General features: G+C 60.4%; 14 protein-coding genes. 10 read left to right on the top strand and 4 right to left on the bottom strand.

Features of this window, described 5'->3' with window-relative positions:
* Window positions 1-18: 18 nt before the first annotated feature.
* Both ABWQ00_RS09645 and ABWQ00_RS09640 read right to left on the bottom strand, forming a co-directional pair.
* Window positions 19-1,194, bottom strand: coding sequence for a methyltransferase (locus ABWQ00_RS09645; protein WP_353238458.1), 1,176 nt, complete (start codon window positions 1,192-1,194; stop codon window positions 19-21).
* A gap of 98 nt (window positions 1,195-1,292) precedes the next feature.
* Window positions 1,293-2,849 (bottom strand): capsule assembly Wzi family protein, encoded by a 1,557-nt coding sequence (locus ABWQ00_RS09640; RefSeq protein WP_353238457.1) that lies wholly within the window; start codon window positions 2,847-2,849, stop codon window positions 1,293-1,295.
* Between the two features lie 92 nt (window positions 2,850-2,941).
* Here ABWQ00_RS09640 and nusG point away from each other — a divergent pair, with 92 nt between their 5' ends.
* On the top strand, window positions 2,942-3,493 hold the full coding sequence (nusG, locus tag ABWQ00_RS09635) for a transcription termination/antitermination protein NusG (protein ID WP_353238456.1): 552 nt from the start codon (window positions 2,942-2,944) through the stop codon (window positions 3,491-3,493).
* 45 nt (window positions 3,494-3,538) lie between these two features.
* Window positions 3,539-4,261 (top strand): polyprenyl diphosphate synthase, encoded by a 723-nt coding sequence (uppS, locus tag ABWQ00_RS09630; RefSeq protein WP_353238455.1) that lies wholly within the window; start codon window positions 3,539-3,541, stop codon window positions 4,259-4,261.
* A gap of 33 nt (window positions 4,262-4,294) precedes the next feature.
* Here uppS and ABWQ00_RS09625 read toward each other — a convergent pair whose 3' ends face one another.
* Complete coding sequence (locus tag ABWQ00_RS09625) at window positions 4,295-4,639, bottom strand: diacylglycerol kinase family protein (RefSeq protein WP_353238454.1); 345 nt, start codon at window positions 4,637-4,639, stop codon at window positions 4,295-4,297.
* 29 nt (window positions 4,640-4,668) lie between these two features.
* Window positions 4,669-5,232, bottom strand: a complete 564-nt coding sequence (locus ABWQ00_RS09620) for a phosphatase PAP2 family protein (RefSeq protein ID WP_353238453.1) — start codon at window positions 5,230-5,232, stop codon at window positions 4,669-4,671.
* A 222-nt stretch (window positions 5,233-5,454) separates the two neighbouring features.
* On the opposite strand from ABWQ00_RS09620, the gene ABWQ00_RS09615 reads away from it, so the two are divergent.
* The 8 genes from ABWQ00_RS09615 to ABWQ00_RS09580 form a co-directional block, all read left to right on the top strand.
* Window positions 5,455-7,956 (top strand): polysaccharide biosynthesis/export family protein, encoded by a 2,502-nt coding sequence (locus ABWQ00_RS09615; RefSeq protein ID WP_353238452.1) that lies wholly within the window; start codon window positions 5,455-5,457, stop codon window positions 7,954-7,956.
* 77 nt (window positions 7,957-8,033) lie between these two features.
* Window positions 8,034-8,186, top strand: a complete 153-nt coding sequence (locus tag ABWQ00_RS09610) for a DUF4160 domain-containing protein (RefSeq protein ID WP_353238523.1) — start codon at window positions 8,034-8,036, stop codon at window positions 8,184-8,186.
* Window positions 8,187-8,210: 24 nt separating this feature from the next.
* On the top strand, window positions 8,211-8,447 hold the full coding sequence (locus ABWQ00_RS09605) for a DUF2442 domain-containing protein (protein WP_353238451.1): 237 nt from the start codon (window positions 8,211-8,213) through the stop codon (window positions 8,445-8,447).
* A 112-nt stretch (window positions 8,448-8,559) separates the two neighbouring features.
* A complete protein-coding gene (locus ABWQ00_RS09600) occupies window positions 8,560-9,735 on the top strand; it encodes a Wzz/FepE/Etk N-terminal domain-containing protein (RefSeq protein ID WP_353238450.1) in 1,176 nt (391 codons plus the stop codon).
* A gap of 171 nt (window positions 9,736-9,906) precedes the next feature.
* Window positions 9,907-10,176, top strand: coding sequence for a ribbon-helix-helix domain-containing protein (locus tag ABWQ00_RS09595; protein WP_353238449.1), 270 nt, complete (start codon window positions 9,907-9,909; stop codon window positions 10,174-10,176).
* Entirely contained in the window at window positions 10,173-10,499 is a 327-nt protein-coding gene (locus ABWQ00_RS09590; protein WP_353238448.1) for a type II toxin-antitoxin system RelE/ParE family toxin, read from the top strand. Before ABWQ00_RS09595 ends, ABWQ00_RS09590 begins: the two co-directional genes overlap by 4 nt.
* A gap of 45 nt (window positions 10,500-10,544) precedes the next feature.
* Window positions 10,545-11,687, top strand: coding sequence for an MraY family glycosyltransferase (locus ABWQ00_RS09585; protein ID WP_353238447.1), 1,143 nt, complete (start codon window positions 10,545-10,547; stop codon window positions 11,685-11,687).
* Between the two features lie 245 nt (window positions 11,688-11,932).
* Window positions 11,933-12,309: ParB N-terminal domain-containing protein (locus ABWQ00_RS09580; RefSeq protein WP_502908119.1), on the top strand; the 377-nt coding region annotated here is incomplete at its 3' end.

The following is a 12,309-nucleotide window of genomic DNA, read 5'->3' as shown; positions in this document are numbered from 1 at the left end:
GGAGAGCAGGGGGCCAGTTCAGCTCGCTGCGCCCAGCCGCCACAGTGAAGTGACTTCGGCCGATCGGGCCGCATGCAAGGGGTCGGTGCTGTCTTGTGCTTTGGCATGCACAGGCTTCGCGTCCAGCCGCCCCAGCACCACCAGCCCCGCATCGGCGATCCAGCCCAGCAATGCCTCGCGGCTGCGCAGGCCCAAATGCTCGGCCAAGTCCGACAAAATCAGCCAGCCCTCGCCGCCCTCACACAAGTGTTCGCCCAGGCCCGCCAAAAAGCCTTTGAGCATCTGGCTGCCCTCGTCGTACACGGCTTGGTCGAGCAAACCCACCGGGCGTGCGGGCAACCAAGGCGGGTTGCACACCACCAAAGGCGCTTGCCCCGGCGGGAACAAATGGGTGTGCAGCAAAGTCACTTGGTTTTGCAGGCCCAAGCGCTGCAAATTGTCTCGCGCGCAGGCCACAGCCCGCTCAGACAGGTCAGTGGCCACCACCTGCTTTACGCCTCGGCGGGCCAGCACCGCCGACAACACGCCCGTGCCCACCCCCACATCAAAAGCCAGCGACTGCGCCATCAGCGCTTGTGGCAGTGGGGCCTGGGCCACCAAATCCACATACTCGCCCCGCACCGGAGAAAACACGCCGTAATGCGGGTAAATGCGCAGCGCCTCGCCCATGGCGGGCACTTCCACGCCGTTTTTGCGCCACTCAAAAGCGCCCACCGCGCCTTGCAAACTGCGCAACGAAATCACTGAGGCCTGCCCCTGCGCCGGGCCAAACGCCTGCACACAGGCTTGGCGCACATCGGGCGCTCGGCGCAAGCCCAGCCCATAGTCACCATCGAGCTCGATCAAGATCGAATTGAGCACCCGGTTGCGCTGCGACTGCGCCAGCCGGTGTGCATGAAAAGCCGCGCCTGGGGAAGGAGCAGGGCCTGCTTCGGCGGCGGCCTTTTTGGCGCGGGTCTTTTTGGGTTTGTCCATGCGCCGGGCCATGGCCTGCAGCAGCTGCCGCGCATTCTGAAAATCACTGCGCCACAGCAAACCTGTGCCCGCACACGCCAGCCGATAAGCCGTGTCGGCCGTCAGCGTGTCATCGGCCAGCACCACCGTCTTGGGCATCACCGCCCCAGAATCCATGCGCCACAAAGCCGAACGGGCCTCGCCGTTTTCTGTCCAATGCAACTCGCTCAGCCCTGTCATGGCATTCCGCCCAAGGGCGCCTGTGTAAAAAAAAGAGGGCCTGCGGCTCGGTGCGGGCTATTGTCTCAGCTGAGCGGGTCGTTCAACCAGAACGGTCATCAGAGCGGCACAGCCACCACCATCCCCACCCGCAAGTTTTGGCGTTTGTTGGCCCGCTGGTCTTGGCCGTCAGACAACTCGGTGTAGGCCAATTCGGGCGTCAGGCGCATGCCCATCCACGCATACACCTGGCTGGCGCTCACGCCCCACAGGTCGCCACGCGGGGCACTCACACGCGGGTCATAAGCCCCCAAGCTGGTGTGCACTTTGCCCGCATGCACCTTGACCATGCGTTGGCGTGCCGCATCCATCCAGCCCACGGTCAACACCTCCGAGCCCGAACCCTGTGCAGAGCCAGCCCAGCGACCGCCCTGCGTGTAGCCCTGGCTGTACACGCCATTCACATAGCCCGGAAACCTTTCTTTGGTGTCCCACGGCAAGCTGTAAGCGTTGGTGTTGGCCCATTCGGCAAACACCCGGTACTGCCCCTGGCCATAGGTGCTCTCCACGCCCCACAGGCTCATGAACTTGAAGGGCAAAGGTATGGCGCTGCCCGCCGCGTCCTCGCCCATCCACTGGGTGTAAGCGGCACAAGACCCTATCACCCCAGACCAGGACTTCGGGCAACGCACCCGCACGTCATAGCCAGCAATCTGCCCACTGCTGTCGGTGAACGGGTCCTCCGGGTTTTTATTCACCTCTTGCCCAAAAAATGACTTGGCAAAGTTCAGGGCACCGCCTGGCCGACCGGCACCGCCGGTCTGCAGACCACGGCTCAGGCCCAGCTCCAACCAGGGCTGTGGCTTCATGGTCAGCCGCATGCCCGAAAACAAAAAACCCTGCGGCTGCTTGTCCACCACCCGGGGGTCTTGCGCTTTGGCCACAAACACATCCAAGTTCCAAGGGCCCATCCAGCTCAACCAAGCGCTGTCAGAGGGGGCAACACTGGCCCGTTGAATGCCCGCACCCGTCCAAGACGGATTGTTGTGCCCACTCACCAGACTGCTCTGCCATCCTGGGCCCCACCACTGGCGGTGCGAAAACGCCTGCAGGTTCCAGCCCCCAAAGCCCAGCACCGCCGCGCTGCCATCGGGCCGCGCCTGAAACTCGCCCTCTGTACCCAAGCCACTGAACTGCGACTGCAGCGAATTGGGGCTGGCCTCCACCCGCACGCCTAGGCGGCCCGCCACCGACACATCGCCCCATGAGCGGCGCAACTCGGCCGAGCTCAGTTGCGCACTGCTGCCCGGGGTGTAGTTGTCGCCATAACCATTGAGCCCTTCAGACTCCGAGCGCAAATGCAACTGCGCACGCCCTTGGTTCTGGGCCATGTCCAGCTCCTTGAGCACAAAGTCGCGGGCGGCCTGCAACTGCGCGTCGCCTGCTGCCGGGGCCATCCGGTCCAGTGCCTGCCTGACCGCCGCAGCGGGTAAGGGCCAATGGCTGCCCGTCAAGGGCAAGGCCGCATGGTCGCCCAGCCACTGCAAATGATGCCGCGCTGTCCAACTCGGGGTGTAAGGCACGCTGGCCCCGGTTGCTGCGGTTGACTGGGCTTGCACCCCACCTGCACCCAAAGACAAAGCCACCCAACACGGCAAAACAAACCAGTGACGCATAAAAACCTCAAAAAATGAATTGCAGAATTATCACAGTTCGGCCTCAGCATGCCAGCAGACCGTAAAATCGCACATCTATTTAAGAAGCTTCCATGACGACGAGCACGCCAAGCCCAGACCCCCTCTGGGTGGCCCCATCCCTCACTGACCGCTGGTACCTGGCCTACACCAAGCCCCGCCAGGAATCCATTGCCCAGGTCAATCTGGCGCAACAAGCCTTCGACGTCTATTTGCCGCTCTACAAAAAATTCAAAAAAACCGAGCAAGGCCCCGTGGCGCTGTTTGAGCCCATGTTCCCCCGCTACATCCTGCTCAAGCCCAGCAAGCCCGAGCAAAGCATCTCTGCCGTGCGCAGCACCAAAGGCGTCACCACCTTGGTGCGCTTCGGGTTTGAGCCGGCGCAAATTCACGACGAACTGGTGCAGCGCATTCGCCAACTCGAACAAGACCGCAATCAAGCCACCTTGCAAGAGCTCAGCAACCTCAAGGCCGGCCAGACCGTGCGACTCAAACACACCGCCCTGGACGGCATCGAAGGCCTGATACAAAGCGTGTCCAGCAAACGGGTCGCGGTCTTGCTCGAAATCCTCGGACGCCCTACTGTGGTGCAGGTCGAGCACCACCAGATCGACCTCACCCACTGACCAGTCCAGACCTAGCCCGCACGCAATTGACGGCAGCCTACACCCTTGTCCAACACTCACGCCCCTGCCAAACTGCCCCAGCACATTGCCATCATCATGGACGGCAACCGCCGCTGGGCCAAAAACAAATTCATGCCAGCGACCGTGGGGCACGCCGCTGGTGCCAAACACGTGCGCGACATCGTCAAAGCCTGCGCAGACATGGGTGTGCCCCACTTGAGCATCTTTGCCTTCAGCACCGAAAACTGGAAACGCCCGGCCGAGGAAGTCTCCAGCCTCATGAACCTGTTCATGACCTATTTGCAAAAAGAGGTCGACAACATGAACCAAAACGGCGTGCGTCTGAAGGTTGTGGGTGACACAAGTCGTTTTGCATCCCCGCTTCAAGAACTCATTGTGCGGGCCGAAGCGCTAACCGCCAGCAACACCCGTATCACCCTGACGGTGTGCGCCAACTACGGCGGCCGCTGGGACATGATCCAAGCCACCCAGGCCTGGCAACAGGCCCATCCAGGCCAAAACCTGCAGAGCCTCACCGAAGAAGCCTTGGCCCCCTACCTCAGCACCGCCTATGCCCCCGAGGTGGACCTGCTCATCCGCACGGGCGGCGAGTCACGCGTGAGCAACTTCATGCTCTGGCAAGCGGCCTATGCCGAGCTGTTTTTCACCGACGACCTGTGGCCCGACTTCTCGCCTGCCCGCCTGCAAGAAGCCATCGTCTGGTTTGCCGGACGCGACCGGCGATTTGGTTCCTCTGCACCGCTGTAACCACAGGTCCAAACGGTGGGTTAAAGAAGAGGGCTAAATCAGCGCCCAAAGTTTGGGCCCCAATATCCAGCCCCCCACCGCCAACGCGCCCAGGCTGCACACCAACACCCCGGCGGCGGCCACATCCTTGGCGTCGCGTGCCACAGCATGCCACTCGGGCTGGGCCAAATCCACTGCCAGCTCAATGCCCGTGTTGAGCGCCTCAGCGCCTATCACCAAGGCAATGGCCAAAGACACCACAGCCCACTCCAAAGGGCTCAAGCCCAACCACGCCCCCAGCACCACCACCAGCACCGCCGCCACCGCGTGCACCCGGGCATTGCGCTGGCTCATCAGCACACGCAAGCCTCTGAAGGCATGGCCAAAAGACCGCAGCATAGAGTTAAGTGCGCCCATGCCGGCCAACATCACCAGCCCCGCTGCCAAAACACCGCCAGCCCGCGCGAGGACGGCAACACACTCATCTGCCCGCCCTGAATCGGCTCGGCCCACCAGGTGGCCGCGCCCCAGCCCAACAAAGCCCCCGCCGCCACATCGCGCCAATAGTGTTGGTCGGCCTCGACCCGGGCCACCCCGGTCAGGCCCGCCGCTGCATACAGCCAAGGCCTGTAAGGCGCCACCTGGCTGGCATAACGCTTGTCCATGAACCGCACCGCTGCAAAAGCCACCGCCGTGTGGCCCGACGGAAAGCTCTTGTCATCCGAGCCATCGGGCCGGGTGGCCTTGACGGTGCGCTTGAGCAACTCTGCCGCCCCCACGGTTGACGCCAAGGTCAGCGTCAGCTGCTTCATGCCCTCGGTGTCTTGCTGCCCCCGGGCCGCCCCGGCGGCCAAGGCTGGCAAACCCACCGCCAGCAAATCCGAGCCGTTCTTCCAGTTCAGGCCGTTGTCTGCCCAAGCCGACACCATGAAACAAGCAGCCAGCCCAGAACCCATGGCGGTTCGCAAAATTTGAATGAAACGTTGAACCAAGATGCAATCCCCAAAATGTAAAAACCATTTTATAAAAGCACAAACGGCGGCATCAAAAGGATAACGGGCTGCACTTGAGAAAGCCGAAAGATTCGGCGTTTACAATCGAACATAACAAAAGTTATACGCACTCTGGTTTACCCGAGTGTTGATTTGTGTTCGCTGCGCATTTGCAGCGAACACTGCGGTAGCCTGCTCGGGGCTCACTCACTTCAGTCACCTATGCCGAACACCCCTTCCTCATTTGCCCGCCAATCTGTCAATGCTTTGCTGGTTGCCGGCCTGACCTTTGGGTCTTGGCTGGCACACGCCCAAACACTGCCAACGGGCATTCTCCCTCCCGACTCCACACCACTGGGCACCACAGCAGCAGGTGCCACAGCAGCAGGCGCCACACCATCTATGGCACTGCCCGTACAGCCGCCCTTGGGCCTGGTGCCATCGCCGCTCATGCCCCAGCGCCCAGACATCGGCGCCGCAGATGCCCAGCGCACCCCTTTGGTGCAGTTTCGCCCTGCCAAGCCTCAGGCGCCCAGCCAGTTTCAGCGTTTTGTTCAAGAAAGCACGGGCAAATTGCTGCCGCATTTCGGCAGCAATTTGTTTGAAAACCCCCTGGCCTATGCCGCAGACACGGCAGCGCCCGCCCCGGCTGAATACGTCTTGGGCCCCGGCGACGAAGTACGCATCCAGATCTGGGGCGGTGTCGACTTTGCAGGCAGCCAAACCCTGGACCGCAATGGCCAGATCAACCTGCCCAAAATCGGCACCATCAACCTGAGCGGCGTGCGTGTCAAAGACCTCGAAGACACCTTGCGCAAACGCATCGCCACCGTGTTCAACACCGTGCAGGTCAATGCCGCATTGGGCAAACTGCGCGGCATCACCGTGTTTGTGGTGGGCCAAGCCCAGCAGCCCGGCACCTACAACCTCAGCGGCCTGTCCACCTTGGTCAACGCCGTGTTTGCCAGTGGCGGCCCTGGTGTCAACGGCAGCATGCGCGCCATCGAACTCAAGCGCAACGGCCAGACCGTGACCACGCTCGACCTGTACGACTTCATCGCGCGAGGCGACAAATCCAAAGACGCCACTTTGCAGCCCGGCGACGTCATCATGATCCCGCCCGCAGGCCCACGCATCGCCTTGACTGGCGTCACAGACCACGCTGCCATTTATGAAATCAAACCCGGCAGCACAGTGCAAAACATCTTGGCATTGGGGGGTGGTCTTTCCAGCTTGGCCAGCACCCAAAAAGCCCTGCTCGAAAGCATTGCCACCGCCCCTGGCAACGCCAAACGGCAAGTCAAAAACCTTCAGCTCAACGCGGCCGGGCTGGCCCATACCCTGCAAGACGGCGACGTGCTCACCCTCTTGCCCATCAGCCCTGCCTTTGCCAACGCCGTCACCTTGCAAGGCACCGTGGCCCAGCCCCTGCGCAACACCTGGTTTCCAGGCATGCGCGTGCAAGATTTGATCCCCGACCGCGAAGCCCTCATCACCCCCGAATACTACAAACGCAAAAACCAGCTGGTGCAAAACCGCTTGGCGAACCTCAAGGCCCAAGGCCTCACCCCTGCCCAAATCCAGGCCATCGAAAAAGCCCAGCAAATGCCCGAAGACCTGGCCCTGACCACCGAAGCCATCACCCAAACCAAGCCTCTCGAAACCGAAACCGCCCGTGCTGGTACCACGGTCACCGATCGGGTGCGAGGCATGTTTGACCAAATCAATTGGGACTATGCCGTCATCGAGCGCCTGAACAAAAACGAGCTGCGCACCCAACTCATCCCCTTCAACCTGGGCAGGGCCATCGTCCAGAAAGACCCGGCGCACAACCTCGAATTGCAGGCTGGCGACGTGGTCACCATCATGAGCAGTGCCGACCTGCGTCTGCCCATTGAGCGCCAATCCCGCCTGGTGCGCATCGAAGGAGAAGTCGCTTCGCCCGGCATCTACCAGGCCCTGCCTGGCGAAACATTGCCCCAACTGGTCACGCGCGTCGGTGGCCTCACGTCACAGGCCTATCTGTTTGGTGCCGAATTCACCCGCGAATCGGTGCGCAAGCAGCAGCAGCAAAACCTCGACCAAGTGGTCCGCCGCCTGGAGTCGCAGCTCTCCAGCGCTGGCGCCACCCTCACCGCCAACCTCACGGGTGACCGCGCCGCCCAAGCTGCCAACCTGCAGCAGCAACAGCAAGCGCAAATGCGTTCGCAGATCGACCGGCTCAAGACCATGGCCAGCAAAGGCCGCGTTGCCTTGGAGCTGGACCCGCTCAAAAGCGTGGTCAGCACCGGCACCGGCACCAACCCTGCACAACTGGTGCAAAGCCTGCCTGACTTGCCTCTGGAAGATGGTGACGCGTTTCTGGTGCCCAGCCAGCCTGCCTTTGTCGCCGCCATCGGCAGTGTCAACAACGAAAACGTCATGGTCTACAAACCCAACAAAACCGTGGGCGAACTCATCCGCCTGGCCGGCCTGACCGAAGACGCCAACCCCAAAACCGTGTTTGTGTTGCGTGCAGATGGCTCGATCTTGGGCCGCCAAAGCGCCGGTTTCTTCAGCAGCTTCGAAAGCACACGCCTCATGCCCGGCGACACCCTCATCGTGCCGGCCAAAGTCGACCGCGAAACCCAGTACAACTTTGTGGTCCGCGCCCTGCGTGACTGGACGCAAATCTTCAGCAACCTCGGCATCGGCGCAGCCGCCATCCGCACCCTGCGCAACTGATCCCCCATGCGCCTGACCCCCGCCCAAATCGACACCATCCCCATGCACGTTATCAAGGCGATGAAGCTTCATTTTCAATCCTTGACGGATCAGTTCTATCTGGCGGCATACCCTTGAGCCGCGTTCGCCTGGTGCAGGCCTGGATTGAAATTCACAGGGATGATTTGATGGCGGATTGGACATTGGCTGTCAACGGCGAAGCGCCGTTTCAAATTGATCCCCTGCGTTAAAGTTATCTGAACTAAGGAGACACCATGGAAGTCGTCACCCAAGTTGAACCCCTCAGCAACCACTGCTTGAAAATTTCTTTCAATACCGGCGACGTCAAAGTTTTTGATGTCAAGCCGTACTTGAACAAAGGCATTTTTGGAAAGTTAAGAGACCCTGCTTTGTTCAATCAGGCCTATGTGGCCTATGACACCGTCTGTTGGCCAGGCAATCTGGACATCGCGCCGGAAACACTTTTTATCCGGGGAATTTCGGCGAAATAGCCTGTTGCCACTCTTTGATCATGTCGGGGCTAAAGCCACCGACCTACCCATCGCCAACTAATGACCCCGTAGGTCGGCGGCTTCAGCCCCGACAAATGCACCCACACCCCGCATGACCGACAATACACACATCCCCGACACCGCAGAAGACGACGAAATCAGCCTGCTCGACCTGCTGCAAACCATCGTCGACAACCTGCGCCTGCTGATCATCGGCCCGCTGGTGGTGGGCCTGGCCGCACTGGGCTTCAGCTTTACGATCCCCCCCACCTTCACGGCCACGGTCAAGTTCTTGCCGCCCCAGCAACAGCAAAGCGCTGCCGCCAGCATGTTGGCCAGCCTGGGTGGGCTGGGTGGTTTGGCCGGGGCGGCTGCGGGCCTCAAAAACCCGGCTGACCAATACCTCGCCTTCATGAAAAGCAACAGCGTGCAAGACGAACTGATCGAACGCTTCAAGCTGCAAGAGCGCTATGAAGCCAAATTCAAAGACGACACCCGCAAAGAACTGACACAAAATGCCCGCGCCACCAGCGGCAAAGACGGCATCATCAGCATTCAGGTTGACGACAAAGACCCGAAGTTTGCCGCCGACCTGGCCAACGCCCATGTGGACGAGCTGCAAAAACTGCTGGCCCGGCTGGCCGTGACCGAAGCACAGCAACGACGCGCCTTCTTTGAAAAGCAATTGAGCCAAGTCAAAGAAAAATTCACCGAGGCCGAGCAAGCCTTGCGCGCCACGGGCGTGAGCAGCAGCGTGCTCAAATCCAACCCCACGTCTGCCCTGGCCGCTGTGGCGGGCCTCAAGGCGCAAGTCACGGCCCAAGAAGTCAAAGTGGGCGCCATGCGCGGTTATTTGGCCGACACGGCCCCTGACTTCAAACAAGCCATGACCGAGCTGGTCAACCTGCGCGCCCAACTGGCCAAACAAGAAAAAGACGAACCCGCCGCCGCAGCAGGGCAGGGCGACTATGTCGCCAAGTTCCGCGAATTCAAATACCAAGAAACCTTGTTTGAACTCTTTGCCCGCCAGTTTGAAATGGCCAAGGTCGACGAATCGCGCGAAGGCGCCGTCATCCAAGTGCTTGACGCCGCCCAACCGCCCGAGCGCAAGAGCAAACCCAAAAAAGCCCTCATCGCCATCATCGCCACCCTAGCTGCTGGCTTTGCGCTGCTGCTTTTCGTCTTCATCCGCCAAGCCTTGCGCAACGCCAGCCAAGACGGCGAATCCGCTCAAAAGCTAGCCGCCCTCAAAGCCAGCTGGCGCAAAGCGATCGGAAAAGTCAGCTGACCCTAACCCGTAGGTCGGAGCTTCAGCGCCGACAAGCTCCCCCAAGTCGGGGCTGAAGCCGCCGACCTACAAGTTGAACTGAATAATGTCATTCCTGCCGACACTGGCCTCTGTGGACGAACAACTTGGCGCGTAGTAGGATTCAATCCTTCTTGATCAAAGGGTGTACCCATGCGAACCACACAACAAATGAGCATCACGCTGCCCAATGACATGGCCGACGCAGTCAAGGCCAGAGTCCGGATTGGCGATTACGCCAGTGAAAGTGAAGTCATTCGAGAAGGTTTGCGGGCGCTTATGGCCCGTGAGCGAGCACTAGAAGGCTGGTTGCATCAGCAAGTTGGCCCAGCTTTCGACGCCATGCAGGCAGATGCAACTCTTGGCCTCAGTGCAGATCAAGTCCGTGCGCATCTGGCCAACCGTTTCAACAAGCCAGCGTGACCCACAAAGTTGTTTTCAGCCCAGAAGCACAGCAGCAACTGAGTGACTTGCTTGACTACATTGCCTACCGTGCATCACCAGCCATTGCCATGGCTTACACCGATGGCATCATCAGTTACTGTGAAAGTTTGTCCACATTTCCGCACCGGGGTACTCAACGCGATGACGTTCGTCCAGGCTTGCGAATCACAAATTACAAGAAAAGGGCGGTGATCGCATTTGCAGTCACCACTGAACAGGTCTTCATCTTGGGTGTTTTTTACGGTGGTCAAGATTATGAAACTTTGTTGCAAGACGACACTGACAACAACACCGCACACTGACGCACGCACTTAACCCGTCATTGCGAGCGAAGCGAAGCAATCCACATGAACACCCTCCACGCCCTCCAAGGCGTCTTCCAATCCCCCGCACTGCAGGCCGCAGCCTGGGGCTTTGTCAGCACATTTGCGCTGTGCGTGCTCATGGTCATCACCAAGCGCTGGCATGGCGCTTTGACCATGGACTTTACTGACGGCGTGCAAAAGTTCCACACCGCGCCCACACCCCGCGTGGGCGGCATCCCCATCGTGTTAGGTCTGGTCGTGGCTTGGGGCAAGGCGCCCGCAGACATGCAAGCCATGCTCACCCCCATCTTGTTTGCTGGTTTGCCCGCCTTCATCTTCGGCGTGGCCGAAGACATCACCAAGCGCGTGGGCGTCATGCAGCGCCTGCTGGCCACCATGGCGTCGGGCTTGTTGGCCTGGTGGATCACCGACTATTCGCTCAGCCGGGTCGACATTTGGGGCGTTGACTGGCTGTTGACCTTCACCCTGGCCTCGGTCATCTTCACCGCCTTTGCGGTAGGGGGTGTGGCCAACAGCATCAACATCATCGACGGCTTCAACGGCTTGGCCAGCACCATGTCCACCTTGGCCTTTGTGGGTTACGCCATGATCGCCTGGCAGGTGGGTGACAACACCTTGGCTGGCGTGTCATTGGTGTTGGCTGCTTGTGTGTGGGGCTTCTTCTGGGTCAACTGGCCATTTGGCAAACTGTTTTTGGGCGACGGCGGCTCTTACTTCATTGGCTTTGCACTGGCCTGGGTTGCGGTGCTGCTCATTGAGCGCAACCCCAGTGTGTCCGCCTTTGCCGCCCTCATGGTGTGTGTGCACCCAGTGACCGAAGTGCTCTTCAGCATCTACCGCCGCCGCATCAAGCAACTGCACCCCGGCCACCCCGATCGGCTGCATTTTCATAGCTTGGTCAAACAGCGTTATGTCCGTCGCTGGTTCCCCAGTCTGCCTAGTGCAGTACGCAACTCCATCACCGGCGTACTCATCGGGGGCATGACCCTCACCGCCGCCGTGGCTGCTGCCCTGGTGCACAGCAGCCCCTGGTTGTCTGCCGCTGTATTTGCGGCCCTTGCCTTGGGCTATGTGGCTGTCTACGCCCGAATGGTCCGCCACCACTGGTGCTCACCCCTGCAGTTCCTGCTGGTCAAACCCGCAGCTAAACCGGTGAGAGCCTGATCCACATACTGGCTTCTCAAAACTTCGAGGCCCCGTAGTGAAAACTACGGGGCCTCGAAGTTTTCACGCTCCCTCAAAAAGCTCCGAAAACAACGGAACGGCAAAAATATTGAGCTGACATGATCCCGGCCTGTTCTTGTTGCTGGCCTTTGCAGCCTGTCTGGGCTTTCCCTTCGCGACACTGGTTGCACAGTCCAGTATTTACGCGGTGGGGCTATTAACCTCTTCAGCATCGCCAAAGCAGCATTGCGGCAGTAAACGTCACGCTCGTCCCCATCAACCGCATCGAGATCCTCAACTCCCGCGACCGCAACATGAAGGTCTTTGAGGAGATCGTGGACAACATCCGCGCCATCGGCCTCAAAAAACCCATCACCGTGGCCGAACGCCCGGGTGACGATGGCGACCCGCGCTACGTGCTGGTTTGCGGCGAAGGGCGGCTCAACGCCTTTCGCATCCTGGGCGAGACCCATATCCCCGCCCTGGTGGTGGACGTGACCGATGAAGACGCCTTCATCATGAGCCTGGCCGAGAACATCGCCCGGCGCGGCTACCGCCCGCTGGAGATCCTGGCCGACATCGAGGTGCTGCGCAAACGCGGCTACAGCGCCGAGATCATCAT

This window comes from Limnohabitans sp., from assembly GCF_040400975.1.
GTDB lineage: Bacteria > Pseudomonadota > Gammaproteobacteria > Burkholderiales > Burkholderiaceae_C > Limnohabitans_A.
Note: the sequence above shows the minus strand (reverse complement) of the source record. Positions and strands in the feature narration are given on the sequence as shown.

What these genes read in the sequence shown, in the direction of transcription:
- ABWQ00_RS09640 (WP_353238457.1), bottom strand. Translation starts at nt 2,849, where the DNA reads ATGCGTCACTGGTTTGTTTTGCCGTGTTGGGTGGCTTTGTCTTTGGGT.
- ABWQ00_RS09585 (WP_353238447.1), top strand. Translation starts at nt 10,545, where the DNA reads ATGAACACCCTCCACGCCCTCCAAGGCGTCTTCCAATCCCCCGCACTG.
- ABWQ00_RS09645 (WP_353238458.1), bottom strand. Translation starts at nt 1,194, where the DNA reads ATGACAGGGCTGAGCGAGTTGCATTGGACAGAAAACGGCGAGGCCCGT.
- ABWQ00_RS09605 (WP_353238451.1), top strand. Translation starts at nt 8,211, where the DNA reads ATGGAAGTCGTCACCCAAGTTGAACCCCTCAGCAACCACTGCTTGAAA.
- ABWQ00_RS09625 (WP_353238454.1), bottom strand. Translation starts at nt 4,639, where the DNA reads ATGCTGCGGTCTTTTGGCCATGCCTTCAGAGGCTTGCGTGTGCTGATG.
- ABWQ00_RS09595 (WP_353238449.1), top strand. Translation starts at nt 9,907, where the DNA reads ATGCGAACCACACAACAAATGAGCATCACGCTGCCCAATGACATGGCC.
- ABWQ00_RS09615 (WP_353238452.1), top strand. Translation starts at nt 5,455, where the DNA reads ATGCCGAACACCCCTTCCTCATTTGCCCGCCAATCTGTCAATGCTTTG.
- ABWQ00_RS09600 (WP_353238450.1), top strand. Translation starts at nt 8,560, where the DNA reads ATGACCGACAATACACACATCCCCGACACCGCAGAAGACGACGAAATC.
- nusG (WP_353238456.1), top strand. Translation starts at nt 2,942, where the DNA reads ATGACGACGAGCACGCCAAGCCCAGACCCCCTCTGGGTGGCCCCATCC.